This window comes from Flavobacterium xizangense, assembly GCF_054075145.1.
Window position 1 is genome coordinate 1 of record NZ_JBSIPG010000226.1, and the last position, 250, is coordinate 250.

General features: G+C 40.0%; 1 pseudogene. It reads right to left on the reverse strand.

Annotated elements, in window-relative coordinates:
• A pseudogene (locus ACWA1B_RS23210) lies at positions 1–250 on the reverse strand (beta-ketoacyl-[acyl-carrier-protein] synthase family protein); the annotation flags it as partial.

The following is a 250-nucleotide window of genomic DNA, read 5'->3' on the forward strand; positions in this document are numbered from 1 at the left end:
GTAACGGTAGAATTCATCGATTTAAAAATCGCACCAGAACCAATTAGAGCGGTGTCTTTTTTCTCGCGAACAATATCTGTAGCGTCAATAATGGCTTTAGAAACACTGTCGTTTCCGTACATAATTCCAACTTCATGATCATCAAAAAAAGCATCGTCAATTCCTGCATTTTTCAAAGCTTCTATAGTGGCCATATACGCATACTCGGTTTCCTCACCGATGCTCATGCGTTGTCTGCGTGTCAAAAGAT